The sequence below is a fragment of the Geomonas sp. genome (assembly GCF_035254065.1).
Classification (GTDB): Bacteria; Desulfobacterota; Desulfuromonadia; order Geobacterales; family Geobacteraceae; genus Geomonas.
Genome location: NZ_DATFBA010000009.1, coordinates 1 through 20,843, shown reverse-complemented (window position 1 = coordinate 20,843; position 20,843 = coordinate 1). Strand labels below are relative to the sequence as shown.

The following is a 20,843-nucleotide window of genomic DNA, read 5'->3' as shown; positions in this document are numbered from 1 at the left end:
CCACGACATGGTGAAAAGCTACGTGAGCGCGGGGATCGACGAGTACCCGGACGATCCGGAATCGATCAATTTCGTCAACTACGACACCCGCAAGCTCTTCGTGGAGGGGTCCGACCGCCCCTTCTTCGCCGACCGGCTGTTCGCCAACCGGCTGATGAACCACGTCTCGGCCATGAAGAGCGGGGCGCGCCAGAACAAGATCTACATCTTCGAAGGCCCCCCCGGCTCCGGCAAGAGTACCTTCCTGAACAACCTGCTGCTGAAGTTCGAGGAGTACAGCAGCTCCGAGGCCGGCAGGTGCTATGAGGTGGTGTGGCACCTCGACCGCTACATCCTTGGGCGCTTCAAGGAGCACCAGGTGGCCTCCTTCATGGAAAGGCTTTCCCACCTGCTGGATGAGTACGAGCTGGATCCCACCGACCTCTCCGAGGCCAAGGCCGCCCTGCTTCGGGGAAGCGACGTGGTCGAGGTGCCTTGTCCCTCCCACGACAGCCCTCTTTTGATGATCGAAAAGAGCCACCGGAGATCCTTCTTCGACGATCTGCTGCAAAATGACGCCACCAAGTGGAAGCTCTTCACCGAGAAGGAGTATGACTGGGTCTTCAAGGATTCCCCCTGCACCATCTGCACCTCGCTCTTCCAGGCGCTCTCGGCAAGGCTGGAAGACCCGGCCGACCTGTTCCGGATGATACGGGTGCGCCCATACCGGTTCAACCGCAGGCTGGGAGAGGGGATCACCGTCTACAACCCGGGCGACCGCTCCACCAAGATGAACATCCACTCCAACGATCTCCTGCAGAGGAAGATCGACCTTCTCTTGGGTGACAGCAACGAGGTGAAGTACCTCTACTCCAACTTCGCCAAGACCAACAACGGCATCTACGCGCTGATGGACGTGAAGTCCCACAACGCGGAAAGACTCCTGGAGCTGCACAACATCATCAGCGAGGGGATCCACAAGGTCGACGAGGTGGAGGAGAACGTCCGCTCGCTGTTCATCGCCCTCATGAACCCGGAGGACGAGCGCTCAATCGAGGGGGTGCAGTCGTTCACCGACCGCATCGAGTTCATCAACATCCCCTACGTCATGGACCTGAACACCGAGGTGGAGATCTACCGGAACATCTTCGGCAAGCACATCGACGGCAGCTTCCTGCCGCGCGTGTTGCACAACTTCGCCCGGGTGATCATCTCGACCCGCATGAACATCAAGTCCGATGCGCTCCTGGAGTGGATCGGCGACCCCGAGAAGTACCGGCTCTACTGCGACGAACACCTGCAGATCCTGAAGATGGAGATCTACACCGGTCACATCCCGGAGTGGCTGACCGAGGAGGACCGCAAAAGGCTGAACGCCAAGCGGCGCAAGAAAATCATCGCCGAGAGCGAGCACGAGGGTGACCACGGCTTCTCCGGCCGGGAATCGATCAAGATCTTCTCGGACTTCTACGCGGCCTACGCCAGGAAGGACAAGATGATCACCATGTCGCACCTCTCCACCTTCTTCACCAGGTGGCACAAGGAGCTCAAGGAGTCCATACCGGAAGGCTTCATGGAGTCGCTCATCCACAACTACGACTACCTGGTGCTCCAGGAGGTCAAGGAGGCGCTCTACTACTACAACGAGTCCCAGATCGAGCGGGACATCCTCAACTACATCTTCGCCGTCAACTTCGAGCCGGGCGCCGTGGAGATCTGCAGCTTCACCGGCGACAAGCTGGAGGTCACCGAGGAGCTCCTCTCCGGCATCGAGGGGAGGCTTCTCGGGGCGGCCAAGGCCGAGACCCAGTCACGGCTCACCTTCCGCCAGGAGGTCCAGCACGAGTACACCGGCAAGACCCTGACCCAGGAGATCATGGTGGAAGGGAAGAAGCCGCAGGAGACCCAGCTCTTCCAGTCCCTGCACGACCGCTACGTCTACAACCTGAAAGAGAAGGTGCTCGAGCCGTTCCTGGAGAACGCCAACTTCCGGCGCGCCATCAAGGATTTCGACACCGATGCCTTCAAGACCTACGACAAAAGGATCCGCGACGACGTCACCTTCCTGATCAACAACCTGAGCTCCGAGAAGTTCAAGTACACCAAGCAGGCCGCCAAGGAGATCTGCGTGTACGTGATCGACAACGACCTGGCCAGGAAGTTCCACACCTGATTGCCGGCACTCATACGTTACCTCGCAAGGCCGGGCCGCATAACCCGGCCTTTTTTCACATCCCATCCGTCCCTTGCTTTATGTCCCCTCTCCCGGAGGGGGAGGGCTGGGGAGGGGGACCATGTCTGGAAAAGTCGATGAGGTCGCACACCGTGAACCTGGACGAGGCGCCGTACCCGCATTTCGCGACAGCGCTCCCTTACCTGGCCTCCCCCCGTTCGGGGGGAGGGGTGTACTAGCAAGGGGCGGGCAGGGGCGGGGATCGGGTGCTCGAGAAGAATCTTGTTGTAACAATGCCGGGAAAAGTTGTATTAATCGCGAGGAGTTAGCAGCAGTCGAGGATGGGGCAGCCGTCAAAGGAACCGGACGATTCGAGGTGAGCCATGGAGAAGATAATTTGCGATGAGATCCGCCGTTTCGTGCGGGAGGATGCCGGCAACCGCTTTCCCGGCCGCGAGGAGAGGTACTTCGACGAGCCGCTGATCGGCTTCGCCGCAGCTGACGACCCCTTGTTCACCGAGTACAAGACGGTGATCGGCGACTTTCATTTCACCCCTGCGGAAATGGCGGCCCAGCTTGCCGGCGAAGGGGACAGGCACCTGCGGAGCCAGTCCCCGGAAAGCGGCTGGACGCCCCGCACGGTCATCTGCTATGTCCTCCCCATCACCGACGCCACCCGCGCGAGCAACCGCCCCGAGACCATGTACCCGTCGCGCGCCTGGGCCCAGACGCGCATGCACGGCGAGACCTTCAACGGAGCGCTGCGCCGGCACCTGGTCAGCTTCCTCGCCGCCGCCGGCCACCGCGCCTTCGCCCCGCAGTTCCATCCCTGCTGGAAAGAGTACTCCGATACCCCGGTGGGCATCGCCTCCTCCTGGTCCGAGCGCCACGCCGCCTACGCGGCCGGGCTCGGCACCTTCAGCCTCAACGACGCCCTGATCACCCCGCGCGGCATCGGCCATCGACTGGGGAGCGTCATCACCGACCTGGCATTGCGGCCCTCCCAAAAGCCGTACGCGCATCGCACCTACAACTGTCTGTTCCATCGCAACGGAACCTGCGGCGCCTGCATTACCCGCTGTCCGGTCGGCGCCCTCTCCAAAGAGGGCCATGACAAGCAGATCTGCCGCCAGCATGTCTACGGCACCGTCCCGCAGGCAGTGGGCGAGACCTACGGCGTCACCGCCACCGGCTGCGGCCTGTGTCAAACCAGGATCCCCTGCGAGAGCCGCATCCCCTAGAGCTTCTGGTAGGGACCGTATTCCGGCATCACCTTTGTCAGGCGCCGTGCGCTCGCTACTTTTCCCCGATATAGACGTCCACCAGCTGCCCCGGGTACAGCGTGATCTTCTGGGGCTTCTGGAACCTGAAGATGACCGGCAGCACCCGGACGTCGACCCGTTCGGTCCGCTGGTTGGAGAGGTCTATCTTGGGTGAAACGTACGGCTGGACCCGGACGAATTCCAGCGGGATGCTGAGGTCGGTGCCGCGGATGAACATCCTGGAGTTCATCTGGTTGCCGGGGGGAAGTCGCTGGACCAGGATCTCGTCGATGTAGCATCTCACCCCCAGGAAGCGCTGCTGCGTCCCGCCCATCACCAGAACCGGCACGGTCCCCTGGGTGTAGCTGTCGTAGGCCCCCTGCGGTGAAACGTAGCTGCCCGGTGCGGCGTTGATGGAAAGGACCACCCCTGCCGACGGGGCCCTCACCGTGTACTTGGCCAGCAGTGCCTCTGCTGCCTGACAAGCCTTGACCGCCGCCGCAAGCTGGTTTTCCTGGTTGCGGATCTCGAAGTTCCAGGCCCCCGCCCTCACCAGGTTGTACTGCCTCTTCGCCACATCCAGGTTCGCCCTGGCCACCTTCTCGGCGTTTTCCGCATTCTCGAGCACGTCCTTGCTGATGGAGCGCGGCTCCGTCTCGGCCAGCCGTCTCAGCCGGTTCCACTGATCCTGCGCCATTTTGAGGGCGGCGGTATTGACCTCCACCTGCGCCACCGCTACCTCCAGCGCCTCCTTGCGGGGCTGAGCCTTGAGCTGCTCCAGCTGCGTACGCGCCGCCAGTGCCTGGGATCCCAGTTGGGCGGTGGTCGCCCTCTGCACGGAATCGTCCAGCATCAGCAGCGGCTCTCCCGCTGCCACGCTCTGACCCTCGCCCACCGGGATCTTCACGATGGTGCCGGACACCTCCGGGTAGATGTTGATGTTCTGACCGTTCTCCTGGTAGCTCTCGACGATGCCGTTGGCGTAGATCCCCTTTCGGTAGGGGTTGGAGGCGGGTTGGAAGGCGGGCGGCTCCGCCTTTTTTTGCCTGCTGTAGATGAAGGCGCTGGCCAGACCGATTGCCAGCCCGAGCACCGCCAGGATGATCAGTACCCGGTTACGCACGTCCCTCTCCTTCCAGTTTCTCGGTTATCCTGCCGTCCTCCATCTTTATGATGCGGTCGGCGTACTCGAAAATTCTGCTGTCGTGCGTCACGATGATGATGCAGCGGTGTTCGTTGAGGATGTTCCTCTTCACGAACTCCACGATCCGGCGCCCGGTGTCGCCGTCCAGAGAAGCGGTCGGTTCGTCGAAGATGAGGATGTCGGGGTGGCCGGCGATGGCGCGCGCAATCGCCACCCGCTGCTGCTCACCGCCGCTCAATTTCACCGGCGGCAACAGGGCCCGTTCCTTTATCCCCACCACCTCCAGGTAGGTCATGGCCTCCTCAAGGGCAGCGTCCCAGGGTGACCTGCGCAGGATGAGCGGGAGGGCGACGTTCTCCAGCGTGGTGAGACGAGGGAACAGGTGGTAGTCCTGGAACACGAAGCCCACCCTGTGCAGCCGGAAATCGGCGATCCTGTCCGAGGAGAGCTGCCAGATGTTTTCCCCCTCAACGGTCACCGTTCCTTCATTGGGCCTCAGGATGCCGGAGATCATGCTGAGCAGCGTGGTCTTACCGCTGCCGGAAGGTCCTTCGATGTAGAGCATCTCCCCGAAGAGGGCGTCGAAGCTGACTCCGCGCACCGCGTAGGTCCTGGCGTCTCCTTCGCCGAACCATTTCACCAGATCCCTTGCCGTAAGAGCCAAGCCGCCCATGTCGCTTCCTCTTCGTGCCTTCGCCTCGCCTGCCCCGCCTGCTTGGCAGCCATCACCCACGGAAGATGTCAAACGGCTCGATCCTGAGCACCTTCCTCACCCCGATGTAGCTTGAGACTGCCGCAATGATCAGCACCATCACGAAGGCGAAGCTTAAGTTGCCGTAGGTAATCTTGGCCGCGTAGCTCGGGAGCCTCAACTTGGCCAGCGCGATCATCACCGAGGCGAGGCCGACTCCCAGCCCATAGCCGATCAGACAGGTGAATCCAACCTGGAAGAGGATCATGCCGACCAGCTCGCGTCCCTTGGCGCCGATAGCCTTGAGCGCACCGAACTTGTCCAGGTTCTCCAGGATGAAGGTATAGAAGGTCTGTCCGGAAATGGAGAGGCCGACGATGAAGCTGATCATGGTCATCAGCATGACGTTGATGCCGACCCCGGTCTGGTACTTGTAGAAGTCGCCGATCTTCTCGATGAATTGCCGGTCGGTGAGCGCCTGGTAGCCGAGCGCCCTGATCTGCTGCTGGATGTAGGGGATGACCTGGTCGTTCAGCGGCTCCACCAGGATATAGGAGGTGGTGAAGCGCGTGGATGGGATATAGGAGATCGCCCGCTTATAGGTGGTGTAGAGGGTGGGAACGCCGAAAAGGCCGCTGCTGGTGACCCGGGCGATGCCCACCACCACACCACGGTGGTCGTTGATCTCGAACTCTGTCCCCAGCTGCGGGTTCTTGAGCTTGCCGAACTCCGAGTCCTTTACCACCACGAAGGCGTTTTCCGCGTACAGGTCTTCGATCTTCCCTTCGATGAGCTGCGGGCGGCCGTACAGGCTGGAATCATCGAGCCCCATCACCGTCACCGACTGGAAGGTGCCGTCGACAAGCTTCACCATGGCACCACCCGAGTAGAGAGGGACGGCGTACCTCACCCCGCGGGTGCTGCGGACGGCGTCCAGCACATAGTCGGGCATGGGGATGCTGTTGGCGGCGGTGTTGACGGCCGGGTCCATCACCCAGAGCCGGGCGCCGATGTTGAGGACGGTGGCGGAGGAGCGGTGGAGAATGCCGGAGAACATCGAGGTCATCATGACGATCAGGAAGACGGCGAAGGTGATGCCGACCAGCAGTGCGGCAAACTTCCCTCTGTCGTTGACGAGAAGTTTGTATGCTATGCGCAGGATTCCCTTCACTGCGTGATCCTTCCGTGCCCTGCAATGTTCGGGCGCGGTTGTCGATGAAGAAAGTGGCGGGGCAGTCTCAGGTGCGGTGGGCGGATGATTGTCGCGATCCATAAAATAGTTTAATCCTGGGAGGGGTAAAGTCAAGGAGCCCGTAACGCTGACAAAAGCGCGGATTATCTGTTGTCTTCCCCGAGCAAAGCCAGTAAACTCGCCAGGCTCACCCAGTGACCGACTCCCAGGAAGACACGGGTGCGTTGCCGTGAGATTCCGGTCCTGTAATAGCAAGCAATGCTCAAGGAGCAGATCCTGATCCGCACCCGCACATCCAGGAGAATTCCGGCATGATCCGATTGCACGCCTTTATCATGAAGCCCCTTTCCCTGCTGGCCGCTGCTTCCCTCTGCCTCACCCTGACCTCCTGTGCGAGCAGTAAGCACGGCTTTGACCGGCTGACCGCGACCGCTCCCAAGGAGGAGGCCTTCCGGGCGGAGTTGAAAAAGGAGCTCTCCACCATCAACGTCGGCATCGAGATGACGGCGGCAGAGCTGGCCGATGCCATGAACCGGGTGCTTCCCAAGGAGCTCTACAAAAGCGCCCCCAGCTCCGGCGGCCCCGCAACCGTAGTGACCAAGAACGGGCCGGTCGCCGTCTCCATCGCCGACAACTACCTTTATCTCACCGTCCCGGTCGCCGTCTCCATGAGCTACGGCATGTTCGAAACCCCGCCGCTCACCACCAAGCTGAAGTTCAAGGTCAGCGCCAACGTAACCCCGGACTGGAGGATCGACGCCCAGGTCTACTACACCGGGCTGACCGACAACCTGGCGCAGGAGGTGAAGATAGGTCCGCTTTCGGTGAAGCCGCGAGCAACGGTGGAATCGATGACCGCGCCGCTGCAGCGGACCCTTTCCGCCTTGGTGGCCAAGAAGCTTAACGAGAAGGTGCCGCTGCAGGCCCAGGTGGCCAAGGCGTGGAGCGAGGCGCAGAAGCCGATTCGCCTCGACAAGAGCTACGACGCTTGGCTGGTGGTGACCCCCAGAGAGGTCCTTTTGTATCCGCTCGCCGCCCGTGACAACCGCGTCAAGGTCGCCGTCGGGCTTACCTCCTTCGCCGACCTGGTGATCGGTCCTGAGCCTGCCGCCCGCTCCGCTCTCCCGCTTCCCCGCCTGAAGCTCGCCACCGGTACCGACCGCAGGTTCCGGGTCGCTGTCAACACCGACGTCTTCTACAAGGACCTGCTGAAGATCGCCACGCCGCTGCTGCTCAACAAGGAACTGGGTCAGGATGGCAGAAGCGTCATATTGAAGGATCTCGACATCTACGGCAGCGGCGATCACCTGCTGGTCAAGGTGGAAACCGCGGGGTCGGTTGAGGGAATCTTCTACCTTACTTGCCGTCCCCTCTTCAATCCGCAAACCAACGTGGTATCGGTGCAGGATCTCGATTTCGACATGGAGTCGCGCAGCCTGCTGTTGAATTCCGCCGACTGGTTCCTGCACGACACCTTCCGCAGCAAGATCCAGGAGAAGCTCAATCTGGACCTTACCCAGCGGTTGAGGGAGGCAGGTGAGCTGGCTGGGAAATCGTTGGCACGGGCGAAACTCGCCGACAACGTCTTCCTTTCTGGAAGCGTTCAGGAGCTGAGGCTAAACGACCTGGTAGTGAGGAGGGACCGGATCTCGCTGGGGGTCTATCTGGAGGGGGAAACGGGCATCGTATTTCATTAAGGAGGCAACGGTTCTACTTCGGGGGGGTGATGGTCTGCAGGGCTTCCCGGATCAGGTCGGAGACCTTCTTGTTCTCTTCCGCGGACAATTTCTCGAGCAACTGCCGCTCTTCGTCGCTGACTCGGACCGACACCACGTTGTATCTGGGCTGCTTCTTCTTGCACTTTGCCATGGCAAGCTCCCTACGAGGGCACAGGCCGCTAAACGGTGAGTCCTGTTTTAAAAAAACGTATACTTGAAAAGCGCCGCTAGATCAAGCTAATTAAGACGGTGATGGCCAAAACTGAAGAAGCGTCGACCGCCTGTCTTGTTCTAAATCGGCCCACCCTACAGACGGCGCCGCCCATCCAACCACGCCCTCACCCGGCCTTCGGCCACCCTCTCCCCCTGAGGAGGAGAGGGTAACTCCAGAAAAACCTCCCCGCGCCTCTTTAGGGGAGAAGGGGCGGGGGTGAGGGAGGGGGTGATCAGCTCGGCCGGTACACCTTCAACAGCGCCTGGGCCATCTCTGCGGGGCTGTCCGCCACGCTGATGCCGCACTCCCTCAAGACGGCCACCTTTTCGGTGGCGGTCCCCTTGCCGCCGGAGATGATGGCGCCGGCATGTCCCATCCGCTTGCCCGGGGGGGCGGTGACGCCGGCGATGTAGGCCGCCACCGGCTTTTTCATGTGCTCCTTGACGAAGTGAGCCGCCTCTTCCTCGGCGTTACCGCCGATCTCCCCGATCATGATGACCGCCTCGGTATCCGGATCGGTCTCGAACAGCCTCAGGCAGTCGATGTGGCTGGTACCGTTGACCGGGTCGCCGCCGATGCCGACGCAGGTGGACTGCCCCAGTCCCACGTTGGTGAGCTGCCAGACTGCCTCGTAGGTGAGCGTGCCGGAGCGCGAGACCACGCCTACTTTGCCCGGCTTGTGGATGTAGCCCGGCATGATGCCGATCTTGCACTGACCCGGGGTGATCACGCCGGGGCAGTTCGGCCCCACCAGCCTGGTCTTCTTGCCCTTCATGTAATGCTTCACCTTCACCATGTCCAGCACCGGAATCCCCTCGGTGATGCAGATGACCAGGTCGAGCCCCGCGTCGACCGCTTCCATGATGGAATCGGCGGCGAAGGGGGGCGGCACGTAGATGACCGAGGCGGTGGCGCCGGTCTTCTCCACCGCCTGGACCACGGTGTCGTAGACGGGGAAGCCGTCAATGGTGGTTCCCCCCTTGCCGGGGGTGACGCCCCCTACCATCTTGGTGCCGTACTCGCGGGCGCCTTGGGCGTGGAAGAGGCCGGTGGCGCCGAGCCCCTGGGTGATGACTCTGGTGTTCTTATCGATCAGGATGCTCACTTGGCACCTCCTTTGACGGCTGCCACGATTTTTCTTGCCGCGTCGGCCATGCCGTCGGCAGGCACGATGTTAAGGCCGCTCTCTTCCAAAAGCTTTTTCCCCAGTTCCACGTTGGTCCCTTCCAGCCGCACCACCAGCGGCACCTTGAGCTCCACCTGCCTGGCCGCCTCGATAACGCCGGTGGCGATCACGTCGCATTTCATGATGCCGCCGAAGATGTTCACCAGGATCCCTTTCACGTTCTTGTCGGAGAGGATCAGCTTGAAGGCCTCGCTCACCCGCTCGATGGTGGCCCCGCCCCCTACGTCCAGGAAGTTGGCCGGGTTGCCGCCGGAGTGCTTGATGATGTCCATGGTGGCCATGGCAAGCCCGGCACCGTTCACCAGGCAGCCGATGTTGCCGTTCAGCGAGACGTAGGAGAGGTCGTGCTGGGAGGCCTCCACCTCGTTGGGGTCCTCCTCGTCGAAGTCCCGCATGTCGCCGATCTTGGGGTGGCGGAAGATGGCGTTGTCGTCGAAGCCGAACTTGGCGTCCAGGCAGATCAGATCCCCCTCCTTGGTGACCACCAGCGGGTTAATCTCCAGCAGCGAGCAGTCGCAGGCGAGGAAGGTGGCATAGAGCCCGCCCAGCACCTTGACCGCCTTCTGGGTCAGCTTGCCGGTCAGGCCGAGGCTGAAGGCGATTTTCCGGCACTGGAAGGGGGTGAGGCCCACCAGCGGGTCGACCGCCTCGGTGACGATCTTCTCGGGGGTCTTGGCGGCGACCTCCTCGATGTCCATCCCCCCCTCGGTGGAGGCCATCACGGTTACCTTGGAGGTGGCGCGGTCGACCAACAGGCTCACGTAGAGCTCCTTGCCGATGTTGCAGCCGTTTTCAACCAGTACCCGGGTTACCACCTTCCCTTCCGGTCCGGTCTGGTGGGTGCGCAGGACCATACCCATCATGTCGCGGGCGATCAGCCGCACCTCGTCGGGGGTCTTGGCAAGCTTGACCCCGCCCCCCTTGCCGCGCCCGCCCGCGTGGATCTGCGCCTTGACTACCCAGGGGCCTTCCCCCAAACGCTTGGCCCACTCGCGTGCGCTGGCGCCGTTGTAGCAGACGTGCCCGTCTGGGACCGGCACCCCGAACTTCCTCAGAATCGCCTTTGCCTGGTACTCGTGGATGTTCATCTCCGCCTCCTCTGGCTGGACATTGGATACGACCGGCTCTCCTCTCGATAGTCTAGCGAAGTCGGTCACAAAAAGTAAAATGAGGAATTCTTTGTTTTAAAAATTTGTATACAGGAAAGTTGTTGAAGGTTCAACACTTTTTCTGATTTTATCGGTATACGCACGTCCATGCCGTAACGTCTGTTTTATTGTAGAAGGTGTTTTAGGTCGAAATCAGAGGGGTTTAGCGCTAGACCAGAGCCCATTTTGGAACGATGTTCGCTTTACGGGTAACGTTTTCACCAAAATAAAACAGCTGGCGGAGGAAGTAAAAAAGGGTGCCGAGAGGGCACCCTTTTTCGTCCTGTGAGGTTTGGTGAGTGACGCCGCGATTACTCCTGTACCGGCTCCATGGCCAGTTCGGCACCGGCGGTGACGGCGACTTCCTTGCCACTGAGGGTCGCGCGCATCTTCTGCATGTCGAGTTCGTTCTCCCAGCGGGAGACCACCACGGTGGCCACGCCGTTGCCGACCAGGTTGGTGAGGGCGCGGGCCTCGGACATGAAGCGGTCGATGCCGAGGATCAGCGCCAGGCCGGCCACCGGGATGCTCGGGATGGCGGTGAAGGTGGCGGCCAGGGTGACGAAGCCGCTGCCGGTTACGCCCGCGGCGCCCTTGGAGGTCAGCATCAGCACGGCAAGGATGGTGAAGAGCTGGGTGGGGGTCAGATGGGTGTTGGTGGCCTGGGCGACGAAGACGGCGGCCATGGTCAGGTAGATGGAGGTGCCGTCCAGGTTGAAGGAGTAGCCGGTGGGGATCACCAGGCCGACCACCGACTTGGCGCAGCCGAGCTTCTCCAGTTTGTCCATCATGCGCGGCAGGGCGGACTCGGAGGAGGAGGTCCCCAGGACGATCAGCAGCTCTTCCTTGATATAGCCGATGAATTTGAAGATGTTGAAGCCGGCGATCTTGGCGATGAGGCCCAGCACTACGAAGATGAAGAGGAGGCAGGTGAGGTAGAAGCAGCCCATGAAGGCGCCCAGCTTGGAGAGGGAGCCGACCCCGAACTTGCCGATGGTGAAGGCCATGGCGCCGAAGGCGCCGAGGGGGGCGGCCTTCATGATGATGCCCACCACGCCGAAGAAGGCGTGCGAGGTCTTGTCGATGAAGTCGTGTACCGGCTTCCCTTTCTCGCCCAGGGCGGAGAGGGCGAAACCGAACATCATGGCGAACAGCAGCACCTGCAGGATGTCACCCTTGGCGAAGGCATCCACCACGCTGGAGGGGATGACGTTCATCAGGAAGTCGACGGTGCTGGTGGATTTGGCCTGGTTGGTGATGGCGGCCAGTGCCTTGGTGTCGATCTTGGACACGTCGGCGTTGAAGCCTACGCCCGGCTCCAGGAAGTGCACCACGGCCAGGCCGATGCCGAGCGCCAGGGTGGAGACCAGCTCGAAGTAGAGGAGCGCCTTGGCACCGACGCGCCCGACCTTCTTCATGTCCTCCATGCCGGCGATGCCGGTCACCACGGTGCAGAAGATGACCGGGGTGATGATCATCTTGATCAGCTTGATGAACGCCTCCCCGAACGGCTTCATGGCGACACCTGTCTCCGGGTAGAAATGTCCCAGCGCCACGCCGATGGCGATGGCCGTTAGGACCTGCACGTACAGATGCTGATAAAACCTCTTACCGTTCATGTCATCTCCTTTTGTTCCATAGTAGGGAAATCTGTTGGCGGTGTGGGATCATCGAATCCAACAGCCGAAATAATTTAAAACAGTGTTAGCAACTAGCGTACCAAGGCGAACGACTGTTCGGTTGTCGGCGTGATAGCGAGCTCTTCTGTATACAGCAAGGGGTGGGAAGGGCTGGAAAGGGTATAACCTCAGGGGCGGAGCTGTCGAGGGTGTGTAAAAAAAAGCAGCGCAATTCCAAAGACTTGAGTGGGTATAACTCCGGTTATGACTATAACTCAGGTTATGACCTTTGTTTTCGACAATAAAACCGGTGTTCCGCTGCCGTCGGACCCCGGGGCTGAAGGGGGGCATCACCTCCGATGGACTGGCCACCGGGGAACTCCCCCTTTTGCCTGCCGAGGCATCGATTGTATATACAAAATGATAGAAAGGTGAATTGGCCAATAAAACATATTGAAAACAAAAACACCGTTATTACAACAACTTACAGCATTTTATGCTTGCTATGTCGGCCTAAAAGTATTAATCAGTAACGCAAGCTAACAAGCGGCATCAGGAAGCCGATGCAATGATCAAGTAACAAGGAGGGAGTCATGGTCGTTAAAGGAATGGAAGGTGGGATTGCTTGCTATCAGGCAGTGGCGAAAGATTTCACCCCGATTACGGTCAGTGCGGATTTTGGTGCCCTGGCACGCTTGGAGTCGATGAATAGCAAGGTCGCTACCACCGTTACCGAATCTGCCAAGGGGGATTGCAAGGTGGCCAAGGCCGCCTGAGGAAAGCCACCAGCAGGAACAGATGGAAAAGCTGTAGACTTCCGCCTCCGCCGGGAGTGCTGCGGATACAGTAAAGCCCCTGGTGCTGCAGCGCCGGGGGCTTTTACCTTGTGCGATTCAGTGCGTAGGTGAGTAGCTACGATGCCTGGTTCTTGCCGAGCTTCAGCCGCTTGCTGAGCGCCGGCTGGGAGATGGAGAGCAGCCGCGCCGCGATGGTCTGGTTTCCTCCCGAGCGCGCCATGGCTTCCTCGACCAGGAGGTCTGCGGCCTCGGAGAAGGAGGGGAGCTTCTCCACTCCCGAAAAGATGTTGCGGCCGGAGATGGCGGCTGGCGCCTCCTTGGCGGTGGCGGAGCCGATGGCGCTTTTGAAGGTATCCAGCGACAGGATCCGTTCGCGGTGGACGCTGACGGCGTCGTAGATCATGGCGCGCAGTTCCCTGACATTGCCGGGGAAGCCGTAGGTGGCAAGTAGCTGGGCGAGCTCTTTGGGCGGGGTCGGCTTCTTCTTGCCGAGCGCGTTGGAGGCTTCCGCCAGGAAATGGTCCACCAGCAGCGGGATGTCGCCGCGCCGCTCGCGCAAGGGGGGGAGCAGGATCTGGTGGGTGCGCAGACGGTAGTAGAGGTCGCGGCGGAACTCGCCGGCCTCCTCCTTGGCCCTGAGGTCGCGGTGGGTGGCGACGATCACCCGGGCCTTGAGCCTTTTCGGGCGGTCGCTCCCCAGCGGGAAGTATTCTCCCTCCTGCAGGAGCCGCAGGAGCTTCACCTGGGAGGCGATGGAGAGGTCGCCGATCTCGTCCAGGAAGAGGGTGCCGTCGGTCGCCTCCTCGATCATGCCGCGGCGGGCCTGGTCAGCCCCGGTGTAGGCGCCCCTCACGTGCCCGAACAGGGTGTCGGCGAAGACGGTGTCGTCGAGACCGGCAACGTTGACCGCCACCAGCGGGCCGCTGTTGCCGCTCAGGGTGTGCACCGCACGGGCCACCAGCTCCTTGCCGGCCCCGCTCTCGCCGGTGATCAGCAGCGGCTGTCGGCTCTGGGCCACCGCCTCGATGTAGCTGAAGATCCCGAGCATGGTGCGGTCGGCGGTGACTATGTTGACGAAGGCCTCCGGGTGGCGCAGTTCGTTGGAGAGGAAGCGGTCGGAGATGTCCTGGTTCTCACGCTCCAGCTCCAGCATGCGGATCGCCCTGAGCACCCCGGTGACCAGGCGGTCCTCCTCCACGGTCTTCACGAAGTAATCGAAGGCGCCGAGCTTCATACAGCGGACCGCGGTCTCCAGCTGGTTCATCCCGCTCACCACCAGGGTGAGGATCTCCGGGTGGCGCTCAGAGATGAGCGTCAAAAGCGACTCGCCGCTTAAGTGCGGCATGGTGAGGTCGAGCAGCACCAGCTTCACCTCGCCCCGCGCCAGGATGTCGGGTACCTGCCGGCTGTCGCTGCAGCTCTGGACGTTGTTGATCCCGGCCCGCGCCAGGGTCAGGGTGACCGAGCGCAGCCAGGCCGGCTCGTCGTCCACCAGCAGTATGGAAAAATTCGGTACCGATACCGTCATCTAGGGGTGCTCCTTTCTCAGCGCGCAAAGGGTGAAGGTTGCCGTGGTGCCGCTGCCGGGCGGGGACTCGAAGCTCAGCGTGCCGCCGTGCTCCTGGACGATGCCGGCCGAGATGGAAAGCCCCAGGCCGGTGCCGCCGCTCTCCCTCTTGGTGGTGAAGAAGGGGTCGGTGATCCGGTTCAAGAACTCGGGAGGGACCCCCACCCCCTCGTCCCTCACGGTAAGTCTCACCAGTCCCGCCGCCTGCTCAAAGCGGGTGCTCATCTCGATGCCGTGGTCGGGGGAGGGGAGGGCCTGGCAGGCGTTGATCAGGAGGTTCACCACCACCTGCTCGATGCGCTGCGGGTTTCCCATCACCAGGGGTAGCTCCTCGCCGTAGCTCACCGAGAAGCGGTTGGTCGCCTTCCTTATCGAGGTATCCATCAGGCGCACCGCGGCCTGCACCACCGCGTTCAGGTCGAACGGCTCCATGCGCGCAACGGTGTCCTGGCGGGCGTAATCCTTCAGGTCCTCCACGATCCTCTTTATCCGGGCGGCCCCTTCGCTCATGTCCTCCAGCATGTGGGGGACCTCCTCCCGCATCAGCGAGTAATTGAGTCCCCCCAGCTGGAAATCCCCCTCCTCCTGGTAGCGGCTCTCCAGCATCTCGGCGGCGTCACGGTAGACGTCCTTGAGGATGGGGAGGTTCAGCAGGATCAGTCCGTTGGGGTTGTTGATCTCGTGGGCGACCCCTGCCACCAGCACCCCCAAGGTCGCCATCTTGTCCGCCTGGATCAGCTTGTCCTGATGCCTGCGGAGCTCCTCAAGGGCCCGGTTGCGCTCGGCGACCTCCTGGGCCAGCTCCTCGGTGCGCTCATCGACGCGCCGCTGCAGGGTGCGCGACCAGACGCCGGTGGCGATCAGCACCGCCAGGAGCGGCAAAAGGACGATAAGCCCGTACTTCACCACCCGCTCCCGGGTCAGGCGCTGCTCGTTCACCCCCAGCCAACGGTCGTAGATCGCTTCGTACTGGCCGTTTTGCTGCAGGATGGCCAAGCCTTCGCTGAAACGGGTAATCAGCTCGGTGTTCCCTTTACGTACGCCGTAGCAGTACTTCTCGGCCGCCACGTTCTTGGCCACCGGCACCACGTTAGTGAGATGCAGCTGGCGGATCAGGAAATTGCCCGGAAGGCTTGCCACCACGGCGTAGTCGCACTTGCCCGAGGCCAGCAGCCTCAGCGCATCGGCAGGCGAGCGGGAAAGGACCAGGTTGGCGCCCCCCAGCCTGCGCAGGGTATCGTGCATGATCCCTTCCTGGAAGACGATGACCTGCTTGCCGCGCAGCCCCTCCAGCGAGCTGACCGCCGGGGTGCCGCGCCGGGCGAAGATGGCGTGGTGGACTATGGTGTGGGGAGGGGAGAAATCGATGGTCCGGGTCCTCTCCTCCGAGTAGGAGACCCCTTCCAGGATGTCAATCTGGCCGGCGGGGAGCGCGGCGCGCAGCTTCGACCAGTCGTCGAAGCGGAACTCCACCTTCATCCCCATCACGTCGGCGATGGCGCGGGTGAGGTCCACGTTGTAACCGGCAGGTTTACCCTTTTCGTCGAGGTACTCGTAGGGAGGGTAGGCCCAGTTGCCGCCGACGATGATGGTCCGGCCGGCGGAAGGGGCGTCGGCAGAGGTAGCGCACAGGCATACTGCCGGACAGCTGACCAGAAGGAGCATCAGCGAGAGGATACAGAGGAGCGGAGCAGGCAGCCGTGGCAGGCGGTGCTTGCTGAGGGAGGCGGTTTTTCCTCCGGACATAGTAGGGTGGCAGTCAATCAGTGAGTTCATGGTGTGGAAGAGAGCCGTGCCGGAGGTGGAGGTCACTTTCGCGCGGACCGGCCCGGCGAGCCAGCATACCATAGTGAAGGGGACAATTGGAATATGAAAGGGATCGGCGCCCCCCGAAGTAACCTTGCGGGGTGGAGGTCCCGGGCGAGTGCCAGGCGACTCTGACGGTGACTTAGGCTGGGGGAGATTACGGGGTGGTGGTGATGCTGCGTCGGACGGCTGTCATCTGGCCGTCCTGCTGGCATTGCAGGTCGATGTCGGAGAAGGGCTTGAAGTTGCCGCCGGGGTTTTTGCGGGCGGCGCGGTTTTGCTTGTCCTGGGCAATCTTCTTGCACTTCTCCAGGACCGAACTCAGATCACTGCCGGCAACCGATTCCACCTCGAAGCGGTGGGTCCTGGCGACCAGCCCCTCCCCCTGGGTGCTGGTGATGGTCCCATGGCAGACCATTTCTCCGGCCCGCGCCGCTAGCGGGGAAACCGCTGACGCTGCCAAGAGGATACAAGAGAGCATGGCAGTTCGTGTCATGGCTCCTCCTGGAAGCCTTTGCGGCCTCACTCTTCTCCCGACCGGTCACGGTCACGGTTGCGGGCCCGCATCCGGTTGATCTTCCTTTGGGCTTCCGCAGTGGGCGGGGGGAGCTTGATGGTGGACGGCGGCGGTGCGAGAGCACCCGGGGAAGCGACGGCGGCCGGCGACACGGAGGGTTCCGGGGCACCCGGGGAGGTGGTGACCCCCATGGGCGTGGCTGCCGCCGGCTGCGGTGTCTGCCCCGCCTGGGCAGCCGGCCCCGTTGCTGCCTTTTGCGGCGGCTGGGCGGTTGCCAGCCCGCCGAGTTTCCCGGTAGCCACATCGAGCACCCTTGCCTTTTTTAAATAGCGTGCCGGGATTTCATGGAGACTGTTCGTGTAATGGGAGACGCCACGTCCGTCTTTCCAGGTGTAGATGTCGGCATGGCTGAGAGCTGCGGACAAAAGCAGCAAGCAGATGACGGTAATGACAGTTGTTTTCATCCATTCCCTCCCACGATTTTCCGCCTCACCCATTATTCAGGATATTCCCCCTCTCTTCAATGGAAAAAATTCCCGGCAGTCAACTTGGCACCTCCCTATCTGTGGGAAATCGCAGTGACATTGCTTACGGTCCCAGCGCCGTCGTTGCCAACCTTCGGGTGTAAGCGTAGAATATATCAAGAATTATATAAAAGGAGGAAACTGCCATGTCGCGACTGCTGTGTGCCCTGTTGGTGCTGGTGATGTCCCTGGGAGGGTGCGCTCTTCTGGAGAACCAGAAAAAAGCCAGGGAGCAGGACTTTTACCCCTTTCCGGACCACTACGTGCAGTTCGACGCGGCTGTGAGCTGGCAGGTGCAGCGGAGCGGCCAGGACCTGGTGATTGACGGCGTCTTCAAAAACATCCGCTATGACTGGATGAACGGAGTAGAGGTGAGGGTGGAGAGCATCGATCCCGCCGGAAAGAAACAGGCCCGCGCCCGTTCACTGCTCTTTCCCAGTCGCATCGAGTACAACCAGATGGTGCCCTTCTCGCTCAAGCTCCCCATGCCGGTGCCGGGGAGCAAGCTCCGTTTCACCTACCTGTACGGGGCGCTTTCGGGGGCAGGAAATGGTAATGACGGGAGAGGAGGAGGCGACACCGGCTTCTGGATGCAGAGCTTCGATGCCGCGATTCCGGAGGCGGTGATGAACGGCAGCTGATGGGCAGGTGTTGCACCCCAGCCATGCCGAGAGGGGCAGGTTGGGACGGCCGAGAGCTCGTCCCCAGAGGGGGAGAGGGTCGTTGGCTGCAGTAAGGAGATGGGAGATGAGAAAGCTTACGCTTTTTGGCTTGTTGGCGATAATGGTCACGGCATTGGGGATCGGCATTGTCCGGCTGAGCACGCAGGTAGGCTTAAGTGGGCCGCCTGCGGTAGCCCATGCGGCAGCGAAGATCAAGGTTTACTCGGCCGAGAAGGGGACCTATATCATGAGCGACGAAGTCGTGAAGACCAAGGAAGAGTGGAAAAGGATACTGACGCCGGAACAGTTTCACGTGCTGAGGGAGAAGGGGACGGAACGGGCGTTTACCGGTAAATACGCCAGCAACCATGAGCACGGCATCTACCGTTGCGCCGGGTGCGGCCTGGACCTCTACCGTTCCGAGGACAAGTTCGAATCAGGCACCGGCTGGCCGAGCTTCACCCGGCCCATCGCCAGCGAGAACATCAAGACCGCGGTCGACCGCAGCTTCTTCACCACCAGGACCGAGGTGATGTGCCGGCGCTGCGGCGGGCACTTGGGCCACGTCTTCGAGGACGGCCCCAAGCCCACCGGCCTCCGCTACTGCATGAACTCGGCGGCGCTGACCTTCGTGCCGACCAAGTAGGCCGAGATGGTGTGGATAAGGAATATCGGACATGAAAAGGTTGAACGCAGCAGTTCTTTTGATACTGATGGCCATTCTTACCACCGCTGGATTCCTGCTGGCCGGTGCCGATCCCCCAACCCGCAAGCCAGCCGCTCCGGCGGAAAAGTTGCAGAAGGCGACCTTCGCCGGCGGGTGCTTCTGGTGCATGGAGCACCCGTTTGACCAACTCCCCGGCGTGGTTTCGGTTACCTCCGGCTATACCGGCGGCACCAAGAAGAACCCCACCTACGAGGAGGTCTCTGCCGGCGGGACCGGGCATGCCGAGTCGGTCCAGGTGGTCTACGATCCCGCCAGGATCAATTACCAGAAGCTCTTGGACGTCTACTGGCACAACATCGATCCAACGGTGAAGGACCGTCAATTCTGCGATTCCGGCCACCAGTACCGGAGCGCCATCTTCTACCATACCGAGGAGCAGCACCGGCTTGCGCTTAAGTCCAAAGAAGCGCTGGAGGCCAACAAGCCGTTCAAGGGGCCGATCCTCACCGAGATCGTGCCGGCCAGTCAGTTTTACCCCGCCGAGGAGTACCATCAGCACTACTACAAGAAGAACCCGGTCCGCTACCACTACTACAGGAGTCGCTGCGGCAGGGACGACAGGCTGAAGGAACTCTGGGGTGCCGCCGCCGGACATGTATAAAATGAAGTAGCCCGCGGGATTCCCCCTTCAGGGGAGAGCAACTGTGTTCGTTGTCAAGGGTGATGGTTTTAAACGTGTTCGGGGTCCCAGGGTGTCATGGTTTTTAGCATTGCATTGAGGATCGTCAGCAGCTTTCTCATGCATGCCACGATCGCTACTTTGCGAATCTTCCCTGCCTTGATCAGCCGTTGGTAAAAGGCCTTGATTACAGGGTTGCAGCGGATAGCAGAGAGCGTTCCCATGTAAAGCATTGCTCTGACTGAGGCTCTGCCACCAAAGATGGCCCTTTTGCCACGCATCGTTCCGCTGTCGCGGTTATATGGACAGATTCCCACCAGGGCTGCCATCTCCCGACGATTGAGGGTGCCGAGTTCGGGAAGGGAGCAAACCATCATGGTGGAGTTTCCTGGCCCGATCCCTTTGCAGGACTGCAATATGTCGATCTTGGCTTTCCAGACATTATTTGCTTCGACGTTCTTTGAGAGGTCGTTGTCGATGTCCTCAAGCCGCTTTTGAAGCCATTCGATGGTCTCACGAATGTCTTTCTTGACGCTTTCGTGGGAGATGGCGAGACGGTTTTTTTCAGCCGTGATCATGTCGACGATCTGCCGTCTCCTCGTAATGATGGCGGTAAGTGCCTGCGCTTCATCATCCTTTAGCGGTCTCGGATCAGGCTTGATGGCCTCACCGAAACGGGCAAGTATCCTGGCATCAACACGATCGGTTTTCGCCAACTTTCCGGTGGCTTTGGCAAAATCTCTGACCTGTCGCGCATTGACAACCACAACGGGGAGGCCTTCAGCTGAAAGTATCCCGGCTATCAGGTTCTCGTGGCCACCAGTGGCCTCTAGAACGATCCGCGTAGGTTGGAGGTCCTTGAGTTTCGTGGCGAGGGCGCGGCAGCCGGCCTCGTCATTTGAGGTCGTGAATTCTTCTCCACCAGGAAGAATTGCTCCGTCAAGCTTTGCTTTACTAACATCGATTCCAACAGTTTTGTCAGTCATTCCGTATCTCCCAGCCTTGCAGATTCGGGATCGTAGCGTCCCTGGCAACTGTTCGGGATCTTGGAAAGAAGGTCATGGCGCTTCAAGCTCTCCCACGGGTTCTGATCCCAGAGGGTTATCGTGCTGCCATGACCCCAAAACAGTTGGCATTTCTACCCTAATCCCATCCTTGTGCATTATACAAGGGTGCCCGCAGGGCGGGTGAGGGAAGCCACGCAGCACCATCACCTTCCCCGATGCCGACAGAGTCGCAGGCGCCGAGATCCCTCACCCGCCCTTCGGGCACCCTTGTATAATGCACAAGGATTGGAT

At 61.1% G+C, this 20,843-nt stretch carries 19 protein-coding genes; 7 read left to right on the top strand and 12 right to left on the bottom strand.

From position 1 onward, the window contains the following. Positions 1–2,152: serine protein kinase PrkA (locus VJ604_RS00535; RefSeq protein ID WP_324079432.1), on the top strand; the 2,152-nt coding region annotated here is incomplete at its 5' end. Positions 2,153–2,535: 383 nt separating this feature from the next. Continuing rightward, complete coding sequence (locus VJ604_RS00530) at positions 2,536–3,393, top strand: epoxyqueuosine reductase (protein WP_324079431.1); 858 nt, start codon at positions 2,536–2,538, stop codon at positions 3,391–3,393. Positions 3,394–3,448: 55 nt separating this feature from the next. Here the strand turns inward: VJ604_RS00530 and VJ604_RS00525 are convergent, their stop codons facing one another. From VJ604_RS00525 to VJ604_RS00515, 3 genes are read right to left on the bottom strand one after another with little or no spacing between them, the layout of a single operon-like run. Continuing rightward, positions 3,449–4,537: an HlyD family secretion protein gene (locus tag VJ604_RS00525; RefSeq protein WP_324079430.1), complete on the bottom strand. Its 1,089-nt coding sequence runs from the start codon at positions 4,535–4,537 to the stop codon at positions 3,449–3,451. Next, on the bottom strand, positions 4,530–5,231 hold the full coding sequence (locus VJ604_RS00520; RefSeq protein WP_324079429.1) for an ABC transporter ATP-binding protein: 702 nt from the start codon (positions 5,229–5,231) through the stop codon (positions 4,530–4,532). The genes VJ604_RS00525 and VJ604_RS00520 overlap by 8 nt, the downstream gene beginning before the upstream one ends. A gap of 52 nt (positions 5,232–5,283) precedes the next feature. Next, positions 5,284–6,420: an ABC transporter permease gene (locus VJ604_RS00515; protein ID WP_324079428.1), complete on the bottom strand. Its 1,137-nt coding sequence runs from the start codon at positions 6,418–6,420 to the stop codon at positions 5,284–5,286. Between the two features lie 332 nt (positions 6,421–6,752). On the opposite strand from VJ604_RS00515, the gene VJ604_RS00510 reads away from it, so the two are divergent. Further along, positions 6,753–8,138, top strand: coding sequence for a DUF4403 family protein (locus tag VJ604_RS00510; protein WP_324079427.1), 1,386 nt, complete (start codon positions 6,753–6,755; stop codon positions 8,136–8,138). Positions 8,139–8,151: 13 nt separating this feature from the next. On the opposite strand, the gene VJ604_RS00505 is transcribed toward VJ604_RS00510, so the two are convergent. The 4 genes from VJ604_RS00505 to VJ604_RS00490 form a co-directional block, all read right to left on the bottom strand. Next, a complete protein-coding gene (locus tag VJ604_RS00505) occupies positions 8,152–8,310 on the bottom strand; it encodes a DUF6290 family protein (RefSeq protein ID WP_324079426.1) in 159 nt (52 codons plus the stop codon). A 295-nt stretch (positions 8,311–8,605) separates the two neighbouring features. Further along, positions 8,606–9,478: a succinate--CoA ligase subunit alpha gene (gene sucD, locus VJ604_RS00500; RefSeq protein WP_324079425.1), complete on the bottom strand. Its 873-nt coding sequence runs from the start codon at positions 9,476–9,478 to the stop codon at positions 8,606–8,608. After that, complete coding sequence (gene sucC / locus VJ604_RS00495) at positions 9,475–10,647, bottom strand: ADP-forming succinate--CoA ligase subunit beta (RefSeq protein ID WP_324079424.1); 1,173 nt, start codon at positions 10,645–10,647, stop codon at positions 9,475–9,477. The genes sucD and sucC overlap by 4 nt, the downstream gene beginning before the upstream one ends. 371 nt (positions 10,648–11,018) lie before the next feature. Further along, positions 11,019–12,326, bottom strand: a complete 1,308-nt coding sequence (locus tag VJ604_RS00490) for a dicarboxylate/amino acid:cation symporter (protein ID WP_324079423.1) — start codon at positions 12,324–12,326, stop codon at positions 11,019–11,021. Positions 12,327–12,919: 593 nt separating this feature from the next. Here VJ604_RS00490 and VJ604_RS00485 point away from each other — a divergent pair. Continuing rightward, positions 12,920–13,102 carry a hypothetical protein gene (locus VJ604_RS00485; RefSeq protein ID WP_324079422.1) on the top strand — a complete coding sequence of 61 codons (183 nt, stop codon included), beginning with the start codon at positions 12,920–12,922 and terminating at the stop codon, positions 13,100–13,102. Positions 13,103–13,238: 136 nt separating this feature from the next. Here the strand turns inward: VJ604_RS00485 and VJ604_RS00480 are convergent, their stop codons facing one another. The 4 genes from VJ604_RS00480 to VJ604_RS00465 all read right to left on the bottom strand — a co-directional run bounded on the left by VJ604_RS00480 (position 13,239) and on the right by VJ604_RS00465 (position 17,477). Further along, positions 13,239–14,651, bottom strand: a complete 1,413-nt coding sequence (locus tag VJ604_RS00480) for a sigma-54-dependent transcriptional regulator (protein WP_324079421.1) — start codon at positions 14,649–14,651, stop codon at positions 13,239–13,241. Beyond that, the gene (locus tag VJ604_RS00475; protein ID WP_324079420.1) at positions 14,652–16,538 is read right to left on the bottom strand and encodes a transporter substrate-binding domain-containing protein; all 1,887 of its coding nucleotides are present in this window, start codon (positions 16,536–16,538) and stop codon (positions 14,652–14,654) included. A 115-nt stretch (positions 16,539–16,653) separates the two neighbouring features. Beyond that, positions 16,654–16,992: a hypothetical protein gene (locus VJ604_RS00470; protein ID WP_324079419.1), complete on the bottom strand. Its 339-nt coding sequence runs from the start codon at positions 16,990–16,992 to the stop codon at positions 16,654–16,656. Between the two features lie 26 nt (positions 16,993–17,018). Further along, positions 17,019–17,477, bottom strand: coding sequence for a DUF4124 domain-containing protein (locus VJ604_RS00465; RefSeq protein WP_324079418.1), 459 nt, complete (start codon positions 17,475–17,477; stop codon positions 17,019–17,021). 206 nt (positions 17,478–17,683) lie between these two features. Between VJ604_RS00465 and VJ604_RS00460 the strand changes: the two genes are divergently transcribed. The 3 genes from VJ604_RS00460 (at position 17,684) to msrA (ending at position 19,527) form a co-directional block, all read left to right on the top strand. Then, positions 17,684–18,178: a hypothetical protein gene (locus VJ604_RS00460; protein WP_324079417.1), complete on the top strand. Its 495-nt coding sequence runs from the start codon at positions 17,684–17,686 to the stop codon at positions 18,176–18,178. 106 nt (positions 18,179–18,284) lie between these two features. Continuing rightward, positions 18,285–18,845, top strand: a complete 561-nt coding sequence (msrB, locus tag VJ604_RS00455; RefSeq protein WP_324079416.1) for a peptide-methionine (R)-S-oxide reductase MsrB — start codon at positions 18,285–18,287, stop codon at positions 18,843–18,845. Positions 18,846–18,912: 67 nt separating this feature from the next. Continuing rightward, a complete protein-coding gene (gene msrA / locus VJ604_RS00450; RefSeq protein WP_324079415.1) occupies positions 18,913–19,527 on the top strand; it encodes a peptide-methionine (S)-S-oxide reductase MsrA in 615 nt (204 codons plus the stop codon). 68 nt (positions 19,528–19,595) lie between these two features. Here the strand turns inward: msrA and VJ604_RS00445 are convergent, their stop codons facing one another. Continuing rightward, positions 19,596–20,531 (bottom strand): IS110 family RNA-guided transposase, encoded by a 936-nt coding sequence (locus VJ604_RS00445; protein ID WP_324079414.1) that lies wholly within the window; start codon positions 20,529–20,531, stop codon positions 19,596–19,598. Positions 20,532–20,843: the final 312 nt, after the last annotated feature.